12 protein-coding genes are annotated in these 14876 nt (G+C 64.8%); 8 read left to right on the top strand and 4 right to left on the bottom strand.

Features of this window, described 5'->3' with window-relative positions:
* Positions 1-49: 49 nt before the first annotated feature.
* Positions 50-1009 (top strand): lipoyl synthase, encoded by a 960-nt coding sequence (gene lipA / locus ACQR10_RS04825; RefSeq protein ID WP_434911870.1) that lies wholly within the window; start codon positions 50-52, stop codon positions 1007-1009.
* A gap of 10 nt (positions 1010-1019) precedes the next feature.
* Positions 1020-1493: a type II toxin-antitoxin system RatA family toxin gene (locus ACQR10_RS04830; RefSeq protein ID WP_316236459.1), complete on the top strand. Its 474-nt coding sequence runs from the start codon at positions 1020-1022 to the stop codon at positions 1491-1493.
* Positions 1494-1844: 351 nt separating this feature from the next.
* Here the strand turns inward: ACQR10_RS04830 and ACQR10_RS04835 are convergent, their stop codons facing one another.
* Positions 1845-3107, bottom strand: coding sequence for a methyl-accepting chemotaxis protein (locus tag ACQR10_RS04835; RefSeq protein ID WP_315799938.1), 1263 nt, complete (start codon positions 3105-3107; stop codon positions 1845-1847).
* Between the two features lie 551 nt (positions 3108-3658).
* Between ACQR10_RS04835 and ACQR10_RS04840 the strand changes: the two genes are divergently transcribed.
* Positions 3659-3952, top strand: coding sequence for a hypothetical protein (locus tag ACQR10_RS04840; protein WP_316215833.1), 294 nt, complete (start codon positions 3659-3661; stop codon positions 3950-3952).
* Between the two features lie 33 nt (positions 3953-3985).
* Positions 3986-4645: an HD domain-containing protein gene (locus ACQR10_RS04845; RefSeq protein ID WP_316215832.1), complete on the top strand. Its 660-nt coding sequence runs from the start codon at positions 3986-3988 to the stop codon at positions 4643-4645.
* Positions 4646-5195: 550 nt separating this feature from the next.
* Here ACQR10_RS04845 and ACQR10_RS04850 read toward each other — a convergent pair.
* The 3 genes from ACQR10_RS04850 to ACQR10_RS04860 form a co-directional block, all read right to left on the bottom strand.
* The gene (locus ACQR10_RS04850) at positions 5196-5867 is read right to left on the bottom strand and encodes a hypothetical protein (protein WP_316215831.1); all 672 of its coding nucleotides are present in this window, start codon (positions 5865-5867) and stop codon (positions 5196-5198) included.
* Between the two features lie 588 nt (positions 5868-6455).
* Complete coding sequence (locus ACQR10_RS04855) at positions 6456-7067, bottom strand: CinA family protein (RefSeq protein ID WP_316215830.1); 612 nt, start codon at positions 7065-7067, stop codon at positions 6456-6458.
* Between the two features lie 66 nt (positions 7068-7133).
* Positions 7134-8315, bottom strand: coding sequence for a bifunctional 2-C-methyl-D-erythritol 4-phosphate cytidylyltransferase/2-C-methyl-D-erythritol 2,4-cyclodiphosphate synthase (locus ACQR10_RS04860; protein WP_316215829.1), 1182 nt, complete (start codon positions 8313-8315; stop codon positions 7134-7136).
* A gap of 449 nt (positions 8316-8764) precedes the next feature.
* On the opposite strand from ACQR10_RS04860, the gene dusB reads away from it, so the two are divergent.
* The 4 genes from dusB (at position 8765) to ACQR10_RS04880 (ending at position 14863) form a co-directional block, all read left to right on the top strand.
* Positions 8765-9718, top strand: coding sequence for a tRNA dihydrouridine synthase DusB (gene dusB, locus ACQR10_RS04865; protein ID WP_315800425.1), 954 nt, complete (start codon positions 8765-8767; stop codon positions 9716-9718).
* Positions 9715-10890, top strand: coding sequence for a two-component system sensor histidine kinase NtrB (locus ACQR10_RS04870; RefSeq protein ID WP_315799943.1), 1176 nt, complete (start codon positions 9715-9717; stop codon positions 10888-10890). The genes dusB and ACQR10_RS04870 overlap by 4 nt, the downstream gene beginning before the upstream one ends.
* 9 nt (positions 10891-10899) lie before the next feature.
* Positions 10900-12342, top strand: a complete 1443-nt coding sequence (ntrC, locus tag ACQR10_RS04875) for a nitrogen regulation protein NR(I) (RefSeq protein ID WP_315799944.1) — start codon at positions 10900-10902, stop codon at positions 12340-12342.
* 175 nt (positions 12343-12517) lie between these two features.
* Positions 12518-14863: a sensor histidine kinase NtrY-like gene (locus ACQR10_RS04880; protein WP_315799945.1), complete on the top strand. Its 2346-nt coding sequence runs from the start codon at positions 12518-12520 to the stop codon at positions 14861-14863.
* Positions 14864-14876: the final 13 nt, after the last annotated feature.

Consider the following 14876-nt stretch of genomic DNA (forward strand, 5'->3'; position numbering starts at 1 on the left):
CGCCGCGGCACGGAATAGCTAGGGCGCAACAGAGGTTTGTGCGAATCCCATGGTCACCATCGTCGACATCAACGCGAACACGCCGCTGCGCCCCCGCCACCCCGAAAAGGCGAACCGGCCGGATTCCGTCTCGCCGGCCAAGCCGGCTTGGATCCGGGTCAAGGCGCCGACCACCCGCGGCTATGCCGACACCCGCAACATCGTGCGCGAGAACGGCCTCGTCACCGTATGCGAGGAGGCCGGCTGCCCGAACATCGGCGAGTGCTGGGACAAGAAGCACGCCACCTTCATGATCATGGGCGACACCTGCACGCGGGCCTGCGCCTTCTGCAACGTCAAGACCGGCCTTCCCGCCGCCCTCGACGCCGGCGAGCCCGAGCACGTGGCGGAGGCGACCTTCAAGCTCGGCCTGACCCATGTCGTGGTCACCTCGGTCGATCGCGACGATCTCGCCGACGGCGGCGCCGCCCATATCGCCGCGACCATCCGCGCCATCCGCGCGAAATGCCCGACCACCACGATCGAGGTGCTGACGCCCGACTTCCTGCGCAAGGACGGCGCGCTGGAGCAGGTCGTCGCGGCCAAGCCCGACGTCTTCAACCACAATCTCGAGACCGTGCCGTCGCGCTACCTCTCGGTCCGCCCCGGCGCGCGCTACTTCCACTCGATCCGGCTGCTGCAGCGGGTCAAGGAGATCGATCCCACCATCTTCACCAAGTCCGGCATCATGGTCGGCCTCGGCGAGGAGCGCCACGAGGTGCTGCAGGTGATGGACGACCTGCGTTCGGCCGAGGTCGATTTCCTCACCATCGGCCAGTATCTGCAGCCGACCAGGAAGCATCACGCCGTGATGCGCTTCGTCACGCCGGAGGAATTCTCCGGCTATGAGACCGTCGCCTACACCAAGGGCTTCCTGATGGTGTCGGCGAGCCCGCTCACGCGCTCCTCGCACCATGCCGGCGAGGATTTCGCCAGACTGAAGGCCGCGCGCGACGCGCTCGCGCGCTGATCGAGACCAGATGCCGAGATTTTCCAACAAGCGCCGCGTCGCGCACACGGCCGACCAGATGTTCGACCTCGTCGCCGATGTCGAGCGCTATCCGGAGTTCGTGCCGCTGTGCGAGAAGCTGGTGGTGCGCCAGCGCAATCCGAAGCCTGACGGCACCGAGGTCGTCGTCGCCGACATGACGGTCTCGTTCAAGCTGGTCAAGGAGACATTCACCAGCCGCGTCACGCTCGACCGCGCCGGGCGCAAGATCCTGGTCGAATATGTCAGCGGACCGTTCTCAAGCCTGGAGAACCGCTGGAGCTTCGAGTCACGCGAGCAGGGCGCCTGCGAGGTGACGTTCTTCATCGCCTACGAGTTCAAGAGCCGCATGCTGGCGATGCTGATGGGCTCGATGTTCGACACGATCTTCGCGCGCATGTCGGCGGCGTTCGAGAAGCGCGCCGACGCGATCTACGGCCGCAAGCCCGCGGTGTCGTCGACATAGCGCTTTTTTGATCACGCCAATGATCAACCACTGACGGCGCTCCACTCTCCGCTGTCGTCCCCGCGAACGCGGGGACCCATAGCCACAGAGGGCCGTGTGGCCGCACGCGCGCCACTCCGATCTCGTTTCACCACATCTGCTGCGGGGTATGGGTCCCGGGTCGGCGCCTCCACGGCGCTCCGCGCCGCTCCGGCTTGCCCGGGACGACAGCGGAGGGCGCGGTTGGCCGCGTGCCTCTCACCGCAGAGACGGCAGCGTGCAAGTTCCTTCCTATCCACGTCTTCAAACAGCTGCTCCGCGACATGGTCGCGGAGCCGTCCTGATCGCCGGCGTCAACTGCTGCGATCGAACCTACGCCGCCTGCACGGCGGTCAAAAAGTCCTTCACCTTGCCGCGCAGCTCGTCGGCATGCTTGGCGAGCTGGCCGGCTGCACCCAGCATCTGCCGCGCGGCGCCGCCGGCCGATTCCACCGTCTGGCTGACCGAGCCGATGTTGGTGGCGACCTCGCGGGTGCCGCTGGCGGCCTGGCTGACCGAGCGCGCGATTTCCTGCGTGGCGTGGCCCTGCTGGTCGACCGCGGTCGCGATGGTCTTGGCGATCTCGCTGATCTGGCCGATGGTGCCGCCGATGCCCTGGATCGCCGCCACCGTATCGCTGGTGGCGCGCTGCATCGCGCTGATGTGGGCGCTGATCTCGTCGGTCGCTTTCGCGGTCTGGCTCGACAGGCTCTTCACCTCCGAGGCGACCACGGCGAAGCCGCGGCCGGCATCGCCGGCGCGGGCGGCCTCGATGGTTGCGTTCAGCGCCAGCAGGTTGGTCTGGCTCGCGATCGCGTTGATCATGTCGGTGACGGCGCCGATCTTGGCCGCAGCGTCCGCCAGGCTGTTGACGAGGTCGTTGGTGCGCGAGGACGCCTCGACGGCCTCGGCGGCGATGGTGGAGGAGGTTGCGACCTGGCGGTTGATCTCGCTGACCGAGGTCGAGAGCTCCTCGGTCGCGCCAGCCACCGACTGCACGTTGGAGGAGGCGGAGTTGGACGCCGATGCCACCAGCGCCACGCGTTGCGCGGCCTGATCCGCGGTCGTGGTCAGCGAGGCCGCCGTGGTCTCGACCTCGCGCGAGGCGCCGGAGATCGCATTGGCGATGGCGCCGACCGAGGTCTCGAAATCCTTGGCGATCCGGTCGAGCGCGCGCTTCTTCTCCTCGCGCGCGGCAATGAGGTCGGAGAGATCGCGGCGGAAGCTGATGACGTAGGTCTGGCCCTCGACCTGGGTCGGCACCAGCGTGATCTGCACCAGCGCCGGGCTGCCGTCGGCGCGCTTGGTGGTCCACTCGAACGTCGCGTGGCCCTCGCGCCTCGCCTTGGCATCCATCTCCTTCACGACGTCGGCGGAGCGCTTGCCACTGGGCTGGAACTCCGGCGCCATGGTCGCCGGCGAACGCGACAGCAGGTCCTGCTTGCTGCGGAAGCCGCCGAAGCGGACCGCGGTCTCGTTGCAGGCGATGATCTTGCCGTCGGACATCACCAGGATGGCGTCGCGATGGCGTTCGAACAGCTCGGTCATCAACAGGTTATGCGTGCGATCAGCCGACTTGCCGGAGAAGAAAGCCATGGGGTCCCGAATCCACTGTCAGAGAAGAATGCGCGAGACGTAGCAGGACAAAATTAACCAAAACCTTTAGGCCGTCGCGGCGCGGACGATAATCGTCGGCGAACGCGATCCGGACGGCCAGCGGCATCCAGCGGACAGGCAGCCGCATCCTCCGCGGCGCGATCACGCCCGGGCTGTGCATCTCGACGGGCCCTCTGACATCACGAGGGCGCAGGGAATGCCGGGAGCTCGCCGCCCCCATGGCCCGCCTGCGGAAAAAAATGCAGGCGGCAGGTACCACAGGTGCAGCCGAGACATCCCGGCATTCCCCGCGCGACGGTCTTCACGCTTATACGCAGTCTCCCCGGGGACCGGCTGTCTTGCCCCCGTGACCGGCGGATCATCATCTCCACCGGCGTGACACCAGCGTCGGGGTGTCAGGACGCTGCGACTTCACGTCCGCCAACTGCCGTTCGTCCGCACGTCCAAGACGCGCTGCGGCAACCAGCGGCCATCGCCTCCCCACCTCGCGTGTCGTGACGATCGCGATACGCCCCTCGTGTCGAGGCGGGATGAGGGATAGGAAACATGAATTCTGCAAAAACGAAAGACAAATATTTTCGCAAGAAGGGCTGGACAGTGAGTCGGACATTGAAAGCATTGAAGAAGTTCGTCGCGCGGCGCATGGCTTGGAGTGCGCTTTCGGCGGTTGGAAGGACTGGGCAACCCGCCGGGCGCAAACCCGCAAGAGGACTGATTTGCCCGACGGGTCAGCTATCATGATGCTCAAGGGACAATCTGAAGAAGAAAGCAGGCTGATGTCACTCTCTCAACGCTACGACGGCGCGCTGGTCTATGCGGCGTAGCTGCACCGCACCCAAGTCCGCAAGGGCAGCAACGTGCCCTACATCGCGCATCTGCTGAGCGTCTCCAGCCGCGTGCTGTCGGCGGGCGGCAGCGAGGTGCAGGCCATCGCCGGCCTGCTGCACGACGCCGCCGAGGACCAGGGCGGACAGGCCACGCTGGATGAGATCCGGCGGCTGTTCGGCGATGGCGTCGCCGAGATCGTCGCAGACTGCACCGATAGCTGGGCGGAACAGAAGCCGGAATGGCGTCCACGCAAGGAAGCCTATCTCACGCAGCTGCCGTACAAGCCGGCGTCGTCGCTACTGGTCTCGCTCGCGGACAAGGTCGACAATGCTGAGGCGATCGCGCGCGATCTCGATGAGGTCGGCGAGATGGGGTGGCAGCGCTGCACCGGCAAGAAAGACGGGACGATCTGGTACTACCGCTCACTGAGCCGGATTTCGATGAAGCCCTGCCTGGAGCGTTGGCGCGGCAACTCGCGCGGACCGTCGGCGCTTTTCCGTCCTGAGCAAACTGGGGAGGGCGCTCGGCCTCTCACCCGCTTCGGGGATGACAACCTCAGATGGATCGGCCATAGACCTGGCCGTGATCACCGTCGCCACTCATCGCTTCGGTCATTGGACCACCGTAGCTCGATGGCGGCGGGAAGATTGCGCTCGCAGGGACTTGGCAGCGTTTTTTATTGCCGGTAGCCGAGTGGCTGAATACCTGGAGCCTGCGGAACAGAAGGGGAGGGGGCGCGGTTAGCAAGCAATCCTACTGTGGTCACTCCGGGAGCACTGGTTGCTGCCGGAGAGGCAATAATGTGGCGTTAACACCACAGGTGGTATCTCTTGGCGAATCGAGGCAATATCAGGGCGGCCATCGGATGTTGGCTTTTCGTGTTTCTTCGTGCAGAGTAACGTTCTGAAGGTGTGCGGCACTCACTGCTATTCATCCAAGCTTCCAGGTCCTCCGCTGCCTAGCGGGGGCACGGGGTAACTCATGGAAGATTTAGACTTAGAGATCGCTCGATTATACACGCAGGACAGGTCAGGGTTCTATCCGACCGAGGAGTCGTACAGAGAAGCTGTTGATCGAGCGATCGAGATGTTGAAGTTTTTGCGGGATGATTCTGTTTATTTGCCGGAAGACGCGCTCAGAGTGTTTGTGATCTCGATGATCAAAGATCACCATGTCTCACTCTACGATGTGCAAACAAGAATCGCTGCGGCTGGCACTCGGCCCAAAAGCTTCCTGTAATCACCAAGCAACGTGCCAAATATTAACTAAGCGTTTTGCGATTTCATATCCGAATGGGACCGCTGCAAGAAAGATTAGTAAAGTGCAGGCCAACCGAGTGCGCGGATTGGCAAGCGTTAGTTCGCGGTAACTTTCTGCCGTAAGTTGTCCGAGTCGTCCGATGTGGTCTCCTAACGTTGTAGTACGCTCTTCGATGACGCCATAGAAATATCGTCGAATGATCACTATCCCCTCAGCTGTGAAAGCATCTTCTCCCGTTAAAGTCTCGAGTCGATCTTTTACGCAAGTCTCAACTATCTCAAACAGTGTTTCCTGAAGTGCAGCATCGTTTTTGAGATCTTCATTGATCTGCTGCCTGCGCCGCCCCGACTCCTTGGCCCACTCTTCCTCCGATCCAATCCGACGAATAGTTTCGGGGCACCCGTACGCGTACAAGGCATGAGCTATTGAGAAGAGCAGCGCGCCGCCAAACGAAAGTACCATTACCGTAGGCAGGCGGACCGAAGCGCTGAGGCGATGATTAATTGTCTCAAGGATCCAAGCAGCGACGGGAACAATCGCAAGCCAAGGTATCCGCCCATATATTTTCAGATTTAGCGCTCGCCAAATTGTTGGCCACCTAGGCACAACAGCTAAAAGCTTCCCGTAGATGCTCGCAAGCCATGCCGTCAACCGCTAGCTCCTCTATGCCTTCGGTGACGGATCTTTAGTTCGCGAACTATATTTCCCGAGATCTCCTTTCCTGCCGCTTTTACCAGTGCATTTATCTGCTGTTTAGAGAGAGCCATTCGTCTTTCTTCGCGGAAGTATCTCTCAATCAGCATACGTGCGGCTCGACGCACGTCAGATCGAACCTCTTTTCTCAGAGCTCCCACTGCGCTAGCCCTTTGTTATCTTCTCGAATTCTTGGATAAGCCGAATAATAGTCGGGTTGAAAATGCGCTCGCTAATATCTTTGCCCTCCTGTGCCGACACAGGAGCTATGGACATGCCTTGTCGGCGGCCACCGACAGCCTCACTGAGATCGCGTCCCACCCGATCGTCTATTCCCATAAGATGCTTCAATCGTTCGATCTCAGCTACTTGCCTATCAGTTAACCCTCCGGTCGGCATTCCAGAATCCCCACAACCGCCAAGAACACCAATTTCGCCGAAATTTCACCTGCGTCAAGGCGAGGGAATGGATTCGCGCAACTTTTGCGGCGCCGCAGGCGTACGCCAAAGGTAATTAGCGACATCGTCCAGCGAGGGGGCGTCCAACTACGTCCGCGGCCGCCTCGGCCGCTTCACCGGATGCAGTCGCGGCGCACGTGCCACGCGCGGGCGCAGCCGCGTCGCCGCCGCGCGCTTCGGCTTGGCCGGGAGTTGCGGCCGGGCCAGCTCCATCAGTAGGCGCAGCGCCTCGATCACCGAACGTGTGCGCACCGTGCTGCGGCCGATGGCGCCGAAGCGGTGTTCGCGGTGGGTGATGCGGCCGTCGCGGGCGGCGACGGCGAAATGGACCAGGCCGACCGGCTTGCCGGGGGTGGCGCCGCCGGGGCCGGCGATGCCGGTGATGGCGACGGCGAGATCGACGTCGGCGCGCTCGAGTGCGCCAACGGCCATCTGGATCGCGGTCTCCTTGGAGACGGCGCCGAAGGTCTGAAGCGTCGAAGCCTCGACGCCGAGCATCGCGCGCTTGGCCTCGTTGGAGTAGGTGACGAAGCCGCGGTCGATGACATCGGAGGAGCCGGGGATGTCGGTCAGGGCCGCGGCGACCAGGCCGCCGGTGCAGGACTCCGCAGTCGCGATCATCAGCTTGCGCGAACGGCAGAGATCGAGCAGCGAGCGGGCCAGCGCGCTGGTAGAGCCGATTTGACGTTCGCTCGCCATGGCTGCGTTGTCCTCATCCGACCGTCAGATCGAAAGCTCCATGAGCGGTGACAGGGTGGTGCGCCTCTAGGCGTTCCACGGCAGCCGGATCGTCGCGCTTGCCGTCGCGGCGATGCCTTCTTCGCGGCCGGTGAAGCCGAGGCGCTCGCTGGTGGTGGCCTTGACCGCGATGCGCGAGATGTCGACGCCGGAGATCTCGGCGATGCGGGCGCGCATCTGGTCGCGCAGCGGGCCGATCTTCGGCCGCTCGCAGATCATCGTGACCTCGAGATTGGCGACGCGGCCGCCGCGGGCGCTGACGCGCTCGATGGCATATTTGAGGAACTGGTCGGAGGAGGCGCCCTTCCACTTCATGTCGGAGGGGGGGAAGTGCGAGCCGATGTCGCCATCGGCCAGGGCGCCCAAAATTGCATCAACCAGAGCGTGCAAGCCGACGTCGCCGTCGGAGTGGGCCAGGAACCCCTTGCTATGCGGCACACGCAGGCCGCACAGCCAGACATGGTCGCCCTCGCCGAAGGCGTGGACGTCGTAGCCGGTGCCCGTCCTGATATCGCCGAGGGCGGCTGCGAGGCGCGCTTCCTCGCGCACGAAATCTTCCGGTGTGGTGAGCTTCATGTTGGCAACATCGCCCTCAAAGGTCGCGACGGTCAATCCCGCCCATTCGGCAATCGCCGCATCGTCTGTGAACTCGGTGAGGCCGTCGCGCGCGGCGCGGCGATGCGCCTCCAGGATCGTGTCGAACCTGAAGGTCTGCGGCGTCTGCGCGATGCGCAGTTTTGCGCGCTCGGGTGTCGCGGTGATGTCGCCGCCGGCGCCGACCTCCTTGATGGTGTCGGTCACCGGCACGACGGGAATCGCCGCACCGGTCTTGCCGGCCGCGACAATCGCGCGCGAGATCACGGCCGGCGTGACGAACGGACGCGCGGCATCGTGGATCAGCACGATGTCGGGCTTGTGCGGCGCCAGCGCTTCCAGGCCTGCCAGCACCGAGGCCTGGCGCGTTGCGCCACCATGTGCGGGGACCTCGTGGCGCAGGCCTGATACGGCAGCATTGAAGATGTCGATGTCATCGGGATTCACCACCGGCTGGACCACTGCCACCTCGGGATGATCGGCGAAGGCGGCGAGCGCGCGATGGATGACGGTACGGCCGCCAATCGTGCGGTACTGCTTCGGACCACCGGCGCCGGCGCGCAGGCCGCGTCCGGCCGCGACGAGGATGGCTGCAGTCCGCTGAGAAGTCGTCATGGGAACAGGATATCGATGCTGATGAAAGACCAGGGTGAGGAGATTTGCCGGCTTCTTACATCTGCAGAGGATGTTAAGCGAGCAGGATAACACATGACTTGAGCGGCGACTGCGACCGCGACGCGTTCGTAAGGCGCCGTGAGGCACTTGAAGGCCGATCCGCTGCTGCGAACCGCCGTGGAGCCATGCAAAAATCCGGCGGCTCAAGGGTTTACCATGACTGCCGAACAAGCATATTTTGCTGCACTGCACTTGAAATACTGATCGTTTTGGCTAAAGTGTAGGCATGACGCTTGACTGCCCAAGATTTGTGCTTGAGAGTGCAGCGCAGACGCGATGATGCGTCCAAAGAGCTTTAAGAGTCGTTCGTGACCGGTCCGGCCAAACCACCAGCCAAAGCCTTGAAGATAGGCGGCGTTTCGCTCGCCAACCGGGCCATTCTCGCGCCGATGTCGGGGATCACCGACGCGCCGTTCCGCCGACTCGCGGCCGAACTCGGCGCCGGGCTGGTGGTGTCCGAGATGACCGCGAGCGACGATCTCGTGCGCGGGCGGTGGATATCCCGGTTGCGCTGCGAGGCCAGCGGCATCGGGCCACATGTCGTGCAGCTCGCCGGCTGCGAGGCGCATTGGATGGCGGAGGGCGCCAGGGTGGCCGAGGACGGCGGCGCCGATATCATCGACATCAACATGGGTTGCCCGGCGCGGCATGTCACCGGCGGCCAGTCCGGCTCGGCCCTGATGCGCGATCTCGATCATGCGCTGACCTTGATCGAGGCGACGGTCGAGGCCGTCGATGTGCCCGTGACCCTGAAGATGCGGCTCGGCTGGGACGAGCGCAGCCTGAACGCGCCGGAGCTGGCGCGCCGCGCGCAGGCCGCGGGCGTGCAGCTGATCACGGTGCATGGCCGCACCCGGCAGCAGTTCTACAAGGGCGAGGCCGACTGGAGCGCGGTGCGCGCGGTGAAGGACGCCGTCGATCTGCCGGTCGTCGTCAACGGCGACATCACCACCTACGAAGACGCGCGCGAGGCGCTCGACGCCTCCGGCGCGGATGCCGTGATGATCGGGCGCGGCGCGCAAGGCGCCCCCTGGCTGCCCGGTCAGATCGGCCGCCAGCTCAATGGCGGGGCGGAGGAGGGCGCGCCGGAGCTGGCGCAGCAGCTCGCACTGCTCACGGCGCTCTATGACGAGATCTGCCGCCATTACGGCGAGCGTGTCGGCCTGCGCCACGCCCGTAAGCATCTCAGCTGGGGGCTCGACGTCGCCGCCGAGCATGCCCGCGCGCCGGCCGAAAAACTGAAGGCCTGGCGCGACCGTATCCTCACGTCCGAGCAGCCGTCTTTGGTGCATCGGGCGCTGCGTGACGCTTTCGACGATTTTGCCTGGAGTGCAGCCGCATGAGCTCAGCCGCAGAACAGCGCAAGCGACTTCCGTCGGATGGCGATGCCATCCTCAACGCGTTGCCCAATCCGGTTCTCGTCATCGGCCCGGACGGCATGATCATGGACGCCAACATGGCGGCGGAATCGTTCTTCGATTCCTCGACGCAGTTTTTGCAGCGGCAATCGCTGAAGAAGCTGGTGCCGTTCGGCAGCCCCTTGCTGGCGCTGATCGACCAGGTCCGAACCACGAGCGCGCCGGTCAACGAGTACAAGGTCGATCTGGGCACGCCGCGCACCGGCGCCGATCGCCTCGTCGACCTGCACGTCGCGCCGCTGCCGGAGCGGCCCGGCCACATCGTGGTGATGCTGCAGGAGCGCACCATCGCCGACAAGATGGACCGCCAGCTTACCCATCGCAGCGCCGCGCGCTCGGTGATCGCGCTGGCCGCGATGCTGGCGCACGAGATCAAGAATCCGCTGTCGGGCATCCGCGGCGCCGCGCAGCTCCTGGAGCAGCAGGCCTCCTCGGAGGACCGCATGCTGACCCGGCTGATCTGCGACGAGGCCGACCGCATCGTCACTTTGGTCGACCGCATGGAGGTGTTCGGCGACGACCGCCCGGTGGCGCGCGGGCCGGTGAACATCCACTCCGTGCTCGACCACGTGAAGCGGCTGGCGCAATCCGGCTTTGCCCGCAACATCCGCTTCGTCGAGGATTACGATCCGTCGCTGCCGCCGGTGCTCGCCAACCAGGACCAGTTGATCCAGGTGTTTCTCAACCTGGTCAAGAATGCCGCCGAAGCGGTCGTCGACCTCGGCTCGGATGCGGAGATCCAGCTCACCACCGCGTTCCGCCCGGGCGTGCGACTGTCGGTGCCCGGCAAGAAGTCGCGGGTGTCGCTGCCGCTGGAGTTCTGCGTCAGGGACAACGGCCCCGGCGTGCCGGAAGACCTGATGCCCAACCTGTTCGATCCGTTCGTGACCACCAAGCCGACCGGAAGCGGCCTCGGACTTGCATTGGTCGCGAAGATCGTCGGCGACCATGGCGGGATCATCGAGTGCGAGTCGCAGCCGCGCAAGACGACCTTCCGGGTGCTGATGCCGATGTACAGCGCAACCAAACAACCAGACCAAAGCAATCGCGATGACGTTTCGGGGACGCCGTTGCATGCCTCACAGGGATCAAATTGAGGACCACCTATGCCTGCAGGTAGCATTCTCGTTGCCGATGACGATACGGCCATCCGCACGGTCCTGAACCAGGCGCTGTCACGCGCCGGCTATGAGGTGCGGCTGACCGGCAATGCCGCCACCTTGTGGCGCTGGGTGAGCCAGGGCGAGGGCGATCTCGTCATCACCGACGTGGTGATGCCCGATGAGAACGCGTTCGACCTGCTGCCGCGCATCAAGAAGATGCGGCCGAACCTGCCGGTCATCGTGATGAGCGCGCAGAACACCTTCATGACCGCGATCAAGGCCTCGGAGCGCGGCGCCTATGAGTATCTGCCGAAGCCGTTCGACCTGAAGGAGCTGATCGCGATCGTCGGCCGCGCCCTGGCCGAGCCGAAGGAGCGGGCGGCGAGCCAGCCCGACGATGGCGAGTTCGAATCGATCCCGCTGGTCGGCCGCTCGCCGGCGATGCAGGACATCTACCGCGTGCTGGCGCGGCTGATGCAGACCGATCTGACCGTGATGATCTCCGGCGAGAGCGGCACCGGCAAGGAGCTGGTGGCGCGCGCGCTGCACGACTACGGCAAGCGCCGCAACGGCCCGTTCGTCGCGGTCAACATGGCGGCGATCCCGCGCGACCTCATCGAGTCCGAGTTGTTCGGCCATGAGCGCGGCGCCTTCACCGGCGCCAACACCCGCGCCTCGGGCCGCTTCGAGCAGGCCGAGGGCGGCACCTTGTTCCTCGACGAAATCGGCGACATGCCGATGGAGGCCCAGACGCGGCTTTTGCGCGTGCTGCAGCAGGGCGAGTACACCACCGTCGGCGGCCGCACCCCGATCAAGACCGACGTGCGCATCGTCGCAGCCTCCAACAAGGACCTGCGCATCCTGATCCAGCAGGGGCTGTTCCGCGAGGACCTGTTCTTCCGCCTCAACGTCGTGCCGCTGCGGCTGCCGCCATTGCGCGAGCGCATTGAGGACCTGCCGGATCTGGTCCGGCACTTCTTCGCGCTGGCCGAGAAGGACGGGCTGCCGCCGAAGAAGCTCGATGCCGCCGCGCTCGAGCGGCTCAAGCAGCACCGCTGGCCGGGCAACGTCCGCGAGCTGGAGAACCTCGCGCGGCGCCTGGCGGCGCTGTATCCGCAGGACGTCATCACCGCCTCGGTCATCGACGGCGAACTGGCCCCGCCGGCGGTGACCACCGGCTCCAACGCGCCGACCTCGATCGACAATCTGGGTGGTGCCGTGGAGGCCTATCTGTCCTCGCACTTCCAGGGATTTCCGAACGGCGTGCCGCCGCCGGGGCTGTACCACCGCATTCTCAAGGAGATCGAGATTCCGCTGCTGACGGCGGCGCTCGCAGCGACGCGCGGCAACCAGATCCGCGCCGCCGATCTGCTCGGCCTCAACCGCAACACGCTGCGGAAGAAGATTCGCGACCTCGACATCCAAGTGTACCGCAGCGGCGGGTGACGGTGATTTGATACCTTCGCGGCTGGCTCAAGCCCGCCTCAGGTGAGAATTATTGTAGACAAATCCGCGTCGCGCTTCCGCGCCGCGGATTTGTCGCAATTTGGCAACAGCGTGGTAGGAATGCATCAGTCCGATTCCCGGACGTGCCGCGTTCAGCATCACCCACCTTGCCGGAATGACCAGCGCAGAGACCTCGGCCACCCCCTTCGATTCCTCGTCCGCCGACGGCCGGCGCTGGACCTGGCGCACCTGGCTCGCGCCGGTCGCGGTTGCGCTGGCGCTGCTGTCGGCCTTCCTCACCTTCATTGTGCTGGTCGGGCTGACCCCGGTTGAGCCGACGACGGACGTCGTCAAGACCTTCTACTTGATCGATGCCGGAACGATCCTGGTCCTGGTCGGGATCATCATCCGCGAGGTCTGGCAGGTGGTGCAGGCCCGCCGCCGCGGCCGGGCGGCGGCACGGCTGCACGTCCAGATCGTCAGCCTGTTCTCGGTGATCGCGGTCCTGCCGGCGGTGCTGGTCGCGGTGGCCGCCAACGTCACCATCGATCGCGGCCTCGACCGGCTGTTCTCCGGACCGGCCAAGGTCGCGATCCAGAACTCGCTGACCATCGCGCGCGCCTACATGCAGGAGCACGCGCAGTTCATCCGCGGCGACATCATCGGCATGGCCAATGACATCGCCCGTGCGCGGCCGCTGTTCGATCAGGATCGCGCCAGCTTCCGCGATCTGCTGACCACCAGCGCCGCCTCGCGCAATCTGCCGGGTGCGATGATCATCGACAAGAACACCAATCCGATCGTCTGGGCCGAGTCCGGCGGGGTGCAACTGGCCTATTCGCCGCCGGCACCCGACTTCCTGAACAATGTCCGGGAGGAGGAACCCGAGATCGCGGTGCTGCCGGAGTCGAACTACGTCGCTGCGGTGATCCGGCTGCGCGCGTTCAACGACACCTTCCTCTACGTCGCGCGTCCGCTCGATCCGCAGGTCGTCGAGCAGCTCAAGCAGACCGAGCTGTCGGTCGCCGAATATGCCCAGGTCGAGGCGCGGCGCTTCGGCATCCAGATCGCCTTCGCGCTGATGTTCGCGGTGATCGCGCTGACCATCCTGATGGCCTCGGTGCTGATCGGGCTGAACTTCGCCAACTGGCTGGTGGCGCCGATCCGGCAACTGATGAATGCCGCCAACACCGTGTCGACCGGTGATCTCAACGTCCAGGTCCCGGTGCATCGCTCGGAGGGCGATCTCGCCCAGCTCGGCCAGACCTTCAACAAGATGACGCAGGAGCTGCGCACGCAGCGCGACGAGCTGGTCAGCGCCAGCGATTTGATCGACAGCCGGCGCCGCTTCATCGAGGCGGTGCTGTCGTCGGCCTCCGCCGGCATCATCGGCGTCGATGCCTCGGGCAGCGTCGGCATCCTCAACCGCTCGGCCGAGAAGCTGATTGGACATGCCGAGCAGGAGGTGCTCGATCATCCGCTCTCCGACGTGCTGCCCGAGCTCGACGACATGATGAAGACCGCGCGCGAGGGCAAGCAGCGGCTGGTGCAGGGCCAGATCACGATCCAGCGCGACGGCCATGAGCGCAATCTGTCGGTGCGCGTCACCGCCGAGCAGACCAACCAGGCGCGCGACAGCTATATCATCACGCTCGACGACATCACCGAGCTGGTGTCGGCGCAGCGCACCTCGGCGTGGGGCGACGTCGCGCGCCGCATCGCACACGAGATCAAGAATCCGCTGACGCCGATTCAACTCTCGGCTGAACGCATCCGCCGCAAATTCGGCAAGGTCATCACCGAGGACAAGGCGGTATTTGAGCAATGTACCGAGACGATCGTGCGGCAGGTCGACGACATCAGGCGAATGGTCGACGAGTTCTCGCGGTTCGCGCGGATGCCGAAGCCGGTGATGGAAGGCGAGGACGTCGCCGACACCGTGCGGCAGGCCGTGTTCCTGATGAAGGTCGCGCATCCCGAGATCGACATCGAGACCGAGATCAAGCAGGACCCCTTGCGCGCGCAGTTCGATCGCCGCCTGATCTCGCAGGCGCTGACCAACATCATCAAGAACGCCACCGAGGCGATCGAGGTGGTGCCCGAGGCGGAGCTCGGCAAGGGCCGAATCGATGTCGTCGCCTCGCGCGAGGGTGAGGACGTGCTGATCGACGTCATCGACAACGGCATCGGCCTGCCGAAGGTGGCGCGGCAGCGGCTGCTCGAGCCCTACGTCACGACGCGCGCCAAGGGCACCGGCCTCGGGCTCGCGATCGTCGGCCGCGTGCTGGAAGACCATGGCGGCAAGCTCGAGCTGAAGGACGCATCCGATTTTCGTCCCGGCCAGCGTGGCGCCTGGATGCGGCTGCGCTTTGCCGTCTCCGGCCAGGCCGCCAAGACGGGCGCGAAGGAGCAGGCGGCGGCGTCTGACAATGCGCAGAAGACCGAGGCCGGCGGCGAAACCGCCGACACGGTTCAAACGACCAATGATGAACCAAAAATCCAAGCCGCAACCGGCAGCTGACGAGACAGGCGTG

This window comes from Bradyrhizobium sp. HKCCYLRH2060 (assembly GCF_051168135.1).
Taxonomy (GTDB): domain Bacteria; phylum Pseudomonadota; class Alphaproteobacteria; order Rhizobiales; family Xanthobacteraceae; genus Bradyrhizobium.

What these genes read in the sequence shown, in the direction of transcription:
- ACQR10_RS04835 (WP_315799938.1), bottom strand. Translation starts at nt 3,107, where the DNA reads ATGGCTTTCTTCTCCGGCAAGTCGGCTGATCGCACGCATAACCTGTTG.
- dusB (WP_315800425.1), top strand. Translation starts at nt 8,765, where the DNA reads ATGTCGGGGATCACCGACGCGCCGTTCCGCCGACTCGCGGCCGAACTC.
- ACQR10_RS04855 (WP_316215830.1), bottom strand. Translation starts at nt 7,067, where the DNA reads ATGGCGAGCGAACGTCAAATCGGCTCTACCAGCGCGCTGGCCCGCTCG.
- ACQR10_RS04860 (WP_316215829.1), bottom strand. Translation starts at nt 8,315, where the DNA reads ATGACGACTTCTCAGCGGACTGCAGCCATCCTCGTCGCGGCCGGACGC.
- ntrC (WP_315799944.1), top strand. Translation starts at nt 10,900, where the DNA reads ATGCCTGCAGGTAGCATTCTCGTTGCCGATGACGATACGGCCATCCGC.
- ACQR10_RS04870 (WP_315799943.1), top strand. Translation starts at nt 9,715, where the DNA reads ATGAGCTCAGCCGCAGAACAGCGCAAGCGACTTCCGTCGGATGGCGAT.
- lipA (WP_434911870.1), top strand. Translation starts at nt 50, where the DNA reads ATGGTCACCATCGTCGACATCAACGCGAACACGCCGCTGCGCCCCCGC.
- ACQR10_RS04880 (WP_315799945.1), top strand. Translation starts at nt 12,518, where the DNA reads ATGACCAGCGCAGAGACCTCGGCCACCCCCTTCGATTCCTCGTCCGCC.
- ACQR10_RS04840 (WP_316215833.1), top strand. Translation starts at nt 3,659, where the DNA reads ATGAGGGATAGGAAACATGAATTCTGCAAAAACGAAAGACAAATATTT.
- ACQR10_RS04830 (WP_316236459.1), top strand. Translation starts at nt 1,020, where the DNA reads ATGCCGAGATTTTCCAACAAGCGCCGCGTCGCGCACACGGCCGACCAG.